The sequence below is a fragment of the Microcystis sp. M49636_WE2 genome (assembly GCF_030065375.1).
Classification (GTDB): domain Bacteria; phylum Cyanobacteriota; class Cyanobacteriia; order Cyanobacteriales; family Microcystaceae; genus Microcystis; species Microcystis aeruginosa_C.
Genome location: NZ_JASJFG010000162.1, coordinates 1 through 4,524, shown reverse-complemented (window position 1 = coordinate 4,524; position 4,524 = coordinate 1). Strand labels below are relative to the sequence as shown.

The following is a 4,524-nucleotide window of genomic DNA, read 5'->3' as shown; positions in this document are numbered from 1 at the left end:
CTGATAACTGATAACTGAATAGTGAGCGATCGCATTTTATCCCTAAAAGAACGTATTGGTCAGATGATAGTAGTCCGCGCTTCCGGCTATCTCTTTGACCAACAAATCCGCTATCCTGCTTGGGAACCCGTCAACGCCACCCTGAAACATTGGTTAGAAACCCTCCACCTCGGTGGGGTGATTCTCTTAGGAGGTAGCGCCGCCGAAATCGCTTTCCGTAGCCAACAATTACAAAGTTGGTCCGGCGATAATCCTCTCCTCATCGCCGCCGATATCGAGGAGGGGGTCGGCCAAAGGTTTTCCGGCGCTACTTGGTTTCCCCCCCCGATGGCTTTAGGAAAAATAGCCGAAAAAAGCTTGACAAAAGCCACAGAATATGCTAAGGAAATGGGAGCAATTACCGCTAAGGAGGCCCTAGCGATCGGGATTAACTGGATTTTAGCCCCAATTGTCGATGTGAACAATAATCCCGACAATCCGGTTATTAATATTCGTTCCTTCGCTGAAACTCCCGAAATCGTCGCTAATCTAGCTCAAGCTTTTATTTTAGGGGCCGATTCCTATCCAGTTTTGACCACGGCCAAACATTTTCCCGGCCACGGTGACACCAGCAATGACTCCCATCTCGATCTTCCCATCATCAACCACGATCATCATCGCCTAGAAGCGATCGAATTGCCGCCCTTTCAAGCAGCGATCGAGTCAGGGGTTGATAGTATTATGTCAGGCCATCTGTTAATTCCCGCTTGGGATGCCGAATTTCCCGCCACTCTTTCCTCGAAAATTCTCGGGGAAAAACTGCGCCAAAATCTCGGTTTTCAGGGTTTAATCGTGACTGATGCCCTGATTATGGGAGGAGTAACCAAAATTGCCAGCGCTGCCGCCATAGCAGTGAGGGCGGTACAGGCGGGGGCCGATATACTGTTAATGCCTCCCGATCCGATCGAAGCGATCGAAGCGGTGTATAGTGCCGTGCAAGCGGGTACAATTAGCGAAGCGAGAATTAATGATTCTTGGCAACGTATTCAACGAGCAAAGGAAAAATTAGGGCAAAGACAGCCATCCTTAGAATCCTTAAGCAGTTTAGCGGCACCGCAAGCTCTAGAGATTGTCAGCGATATTTTAAAAGATTCCCAAACAGTTAGCGGTAATTTACCGATTAAAGCCACTCAAGGCCGCAATTTAATCATTATTGATGATTTACTCAACTGTGACTTTCTCGATCGCTCTTGTCCGGCGGTGACAATGCCCCGACAATGGGGTTATCAAACCCGAATAATCGACCGTAGCACCTTTAATCAGTCCCTCGTCTCCCCAGAAACGACTCTCCTACAAGTATTTATCCGTGGTAATCCTTTTCGGGGTAGTGCTGGATTAGGGGAGGAAACAAAAGCTATCTATCAAGCTTTGCTGAAAACTGGACAGATTCAAGCATTGATTGTTTATGGTAGTCCCTACGTTTTCCAGTGGTTTCGTCAACAAAGCGGAGAAATTCCCTATCTTTTCAGCTACGGACAACAACCAAGCGCCCAAAAAATCGCCCTAGAAACTATTTTTGAGGGGCCCACTAGCGGCGAAAATCAGACCGATACTTTCGTTTAAGGGCAAAAATTGCCTAGTAACCATTGGGCAATGCGATCGGAGGCCCCGGCTGCCCCCATTCTCTGACGACCATTAAAGGCGATTTCTTGCCACTTTGGGGGATTTTGTAATAAATATTCTAACTTGTCCGCCACCGACTCGGCACTATCGCCCAAGAGAATTGAACAGCCTAATAAACGCTGTTGCAGTGTGGCAAAATGAGCAGTAAACTGTGGTCCAGATCCCGCAATTGTGATCGCCGGTTTACCCAAACCGACGAACTGTTCCGTGGCAGTTCCCGCCATGGCGATCGCTAAATGGCAACGGCCTAAATATTCGGCGTAATCCCTTTGAGAAATAGTTATAAATACCTCTTGACAAATAAACTTATTTGTGCTATGTTCTCCCCAACCCTGGGAAGTTAAAGCAGCCGTAAAAGATTCTAGGGGGAGAGAAGGAGCGATCGCTGCCAAAAATTCCAGCTTATAATCGGGAAAACGGCCGATAATGGCGGCCACAGCCTCGATAATTTTCTGCCAATTGTGGAGAGATTCGGGAAAGCGCGAACCGGGTAGCAGCAGAATAGTTAGGCAATCTTGGGGAAAATCGCCCGTTATCGAGGGTAAAAGGTCATCCATCATCGGATTACCCCCATCGACAACGAGAATTGACCACTGTTGTAAAATTTTGCTAGTTAAACTATCCCGGGGAAAAACCCCCCGACAGCGAGGATGAGCCATTAACCAGCGTTCCCAGGGATAATAATAGGAACCCCAGAGGCGATCGATCATCGAGCTACTATCTAACCATCCCTGCTCATCCCGGAGATAGTATTCTGATTTAGCCGTTCCCACAAAAGCATAATCTGTCTCGCTCAACCAAGCAAGGGCAAGGGGTAAGATATCTCCCACCGCGACAATTTTTCCCTTTTCTTGGCCCCAATTTCTGACCAGACGGTATTGACGGGAGGTTAATCCTAATAATCCCTCCCGCAGATCTCGCCATAATTGTTTGGCATCCCTGGTGATAAAACCCCCAGAGGGCATTTTTTGACCTCGATCGAGAAGGGGAATCCCCAGACGAGTATAAGCATAACCGTTACCCACGAGGGGTAAAGCAGTAATACCGGGACAGTGGGGAGATGATTGCAGTCTTTTGATAATCCGGATCGCGATCTCGTCTTCACCGTGGCCATTACTCAAAAATAATAATTTCACTGTTCCCCTTAACTTCTGGCTTAAAGTCCTAAACTTCGGTTGTTTTATTCCCTTCGACCCTAGACAATGCTGATGGTTAGGGAACAATCAATTTTATAAAAGCAGTTAACCAACTCCCATTTAGTCTAATCTACCGGAAGGTTTCGCCGATCGCCTATCTCTGTCCTGATAACGACCATTTGACCAAAGGTAAGACTAAGACATAAGGGATTAGTTTAACTGCTTCTATTTTTCTCGATCATAAAGACCAAATTTGGCCCCCCAGAGCCAAGGATGTCAGAAACCTGCTCTGATCGCTATATTAAAATCAGTGGTTAATGGGCATCCTAACGGGAAAAAATGATTATCGACTTACCCGATCGAGAAGCTACTGTCAATTTAGGCGAAAAACTGGGGCAAACCTTGGCCTCTGGCAGTGTAATTTTATTAAAAGGCGATTTGGGAGCGGGAAAAACCACCTTAGTACAGGGAATTGGCCTAGGATTGGGCATTCAAGAGCCTATAGCTAGTCCTACCTTCACCCTCGTTAACGAGTATAGCGAAGGCCGCCTTCCTTTGTATCATTTGGATTTGTATCGTTTGCAGGATCAAGATATCGAGGCGCTGTACCTAGAAAATTATTGGCAGGGAATCGAGGTAGATTTAGGGATAGTGGCGATCGAATGGTCAGAACGTTTAACTTTTTTGCCGGAAAATTATCTAGAGATTACTTTACTCGATCGAGGTGAGCAGGGACGACGAGCGCTGCTCAATTTTGTCGGTGGGGACGAAAAAAATAGGGACCCCACAGGAATCGCTATCAGCACTTGACTCTTTAAGCAATCAAACTTTAGCGCTAACTTTCCCCATCTAAGGTTAAAACATTTTACTTTCAGGTTATCTCCGATCAAATCGGATTAAACTACTTAAGTAGGTAGGCGTTAAAAGTTGTCAGACACCCCCCTTATTAAGGGGGGATTAAAGGCAAAATCCATTTTTAATTTAATTATAACCAGCTACTTAGGGTTTGCGGCAAAAAATCAGATAGGAAAAAAAAGTTATGATGCTAAGGGCAAATTCTGTTTCTTTAATGATAAGTGATTCTGTTGATAATTATCAATTAAAATCAAGATAACTGATAGAAAAGACCGAAAACAGTAACTTTTCTGATTTCGGACAAAAAGAAACAGTAAAACCTGCCGTAGCAGGGTAGAAAGATTAACCACTAAAAGGGGAATGGCGATAGAAGTTTCTGACGTTTCTGAAAGTTTAGTCATCACTCTATCGAGTCCAAAACGTCTTTTAGCTTGTCCAAATTTGCCCTCAATACGATTGCGAAACTTTTCATCTAACTGAGCTTGTTTTTTTATACCATTTCTCTAAATGAAAACTACACATCGAATTTAAGTCCCCCTTTTTAAGGGGGATTTAGGGGGATTAAACTTCTGTAGTCAGACTTTGGAGAATTGGTATTAGTTCAGCACTTCGATTCTTCGGTGGTCTTCCCAATAGTAATCCACTAATCAGGATTATTTCCTAACTTTTAACTGCCGACATCTGCCGCATTTCTAGATACACTAATAAAGCGTTAATATCGGCGGGATTGACTCCGCCAATTCGCGAGGCTTGGCCGATGGTGGCGGGTTTAATTTTTGTTAATTTTTCCCGCGATTCCATTGACAAAGTTTCGATTTTCATGTAGTCAATATCGGGGGATAAATGACGGTTACTGTGGCGACTAATTTGG

Annotated in this window: 4 protein-coding genes and 1 pseudogene; 2 read left to right on the top strand and 3 right to left on the bottom strand. The window is 45.0% G+C overall.

All coding sequences use genetic code 11. The annotated features are described in order from the left end of the window. The first annotated feature begins 21 nt into the window (after positions 1–21). Positions 22–1,602 carry a glycoside hydrolase family 3 N-terminal domain-containing protein gene (locus PX484_RS03715; protein ID WP_287764942.1) on the top strand — a complete coding sequence of 527 codons (1,581 nt, stop codon included), beginning with the start codon at positions 22–24 and terminating at the stop codon, positions 1,600–1,602. On the opposite strand, the gene PX484_RS03710 is transcribed toward PX484_RS03715, so the two are convergent. Further along, positions 1,599–2,798, bottom strand: coding sequence for a lipid-A-disaccharide synthase-related protein (locus tag PX484_RS03710; protein WP_287764945.1), 1,200 nt, complete (start codon positions 2,796–2,798; stop codon positions 1,599–1,601). The genes PX484_RS03715 and PX484_RS03710 overlap by 4 nt on opposite strands. A 339-nt stretch (positions 2,799–3,137) precedes the next feature. Here PX484_RS03710 and tsaE point away from each other — a divergent pair, with 339 nt between their 5' ends. Further along, positions 3,138–3,608, top strand: a complete 471-nt coding sequence (tsaE, locus tag PX484_RS03705; RefSeq protein WP_287664441.1) for a tRNA (adenosine(37)-N6)-threonylcarbamoyltransferase complex ATPase subunit type 1 TsaE — start codon at positions 3,138–3,140, stop codon at positions 3,606–3,608. A 227-nt stretch (positions 3,609–3,835) separates the two neighbouring features. Here the strand turns inward: tsaE and PX484_RS03700 are convergent. Then, positions 3,836–4,144, bottom strand: a pseudogene (locus tag PX484_RS03700) (transposase); the annotation flags it as partial. Positions 4,145–4,313: 169 nt separating this feature from the next. Next, positions 4,314–4,524, bottom strand: a 211-nt coding sequence (locus PX484_RS03695; protein ID WP_502882693.1) for a tRNA modifying enzyme MnmG family protein, incomplete at its 5' end; no start/stop codon positions are given.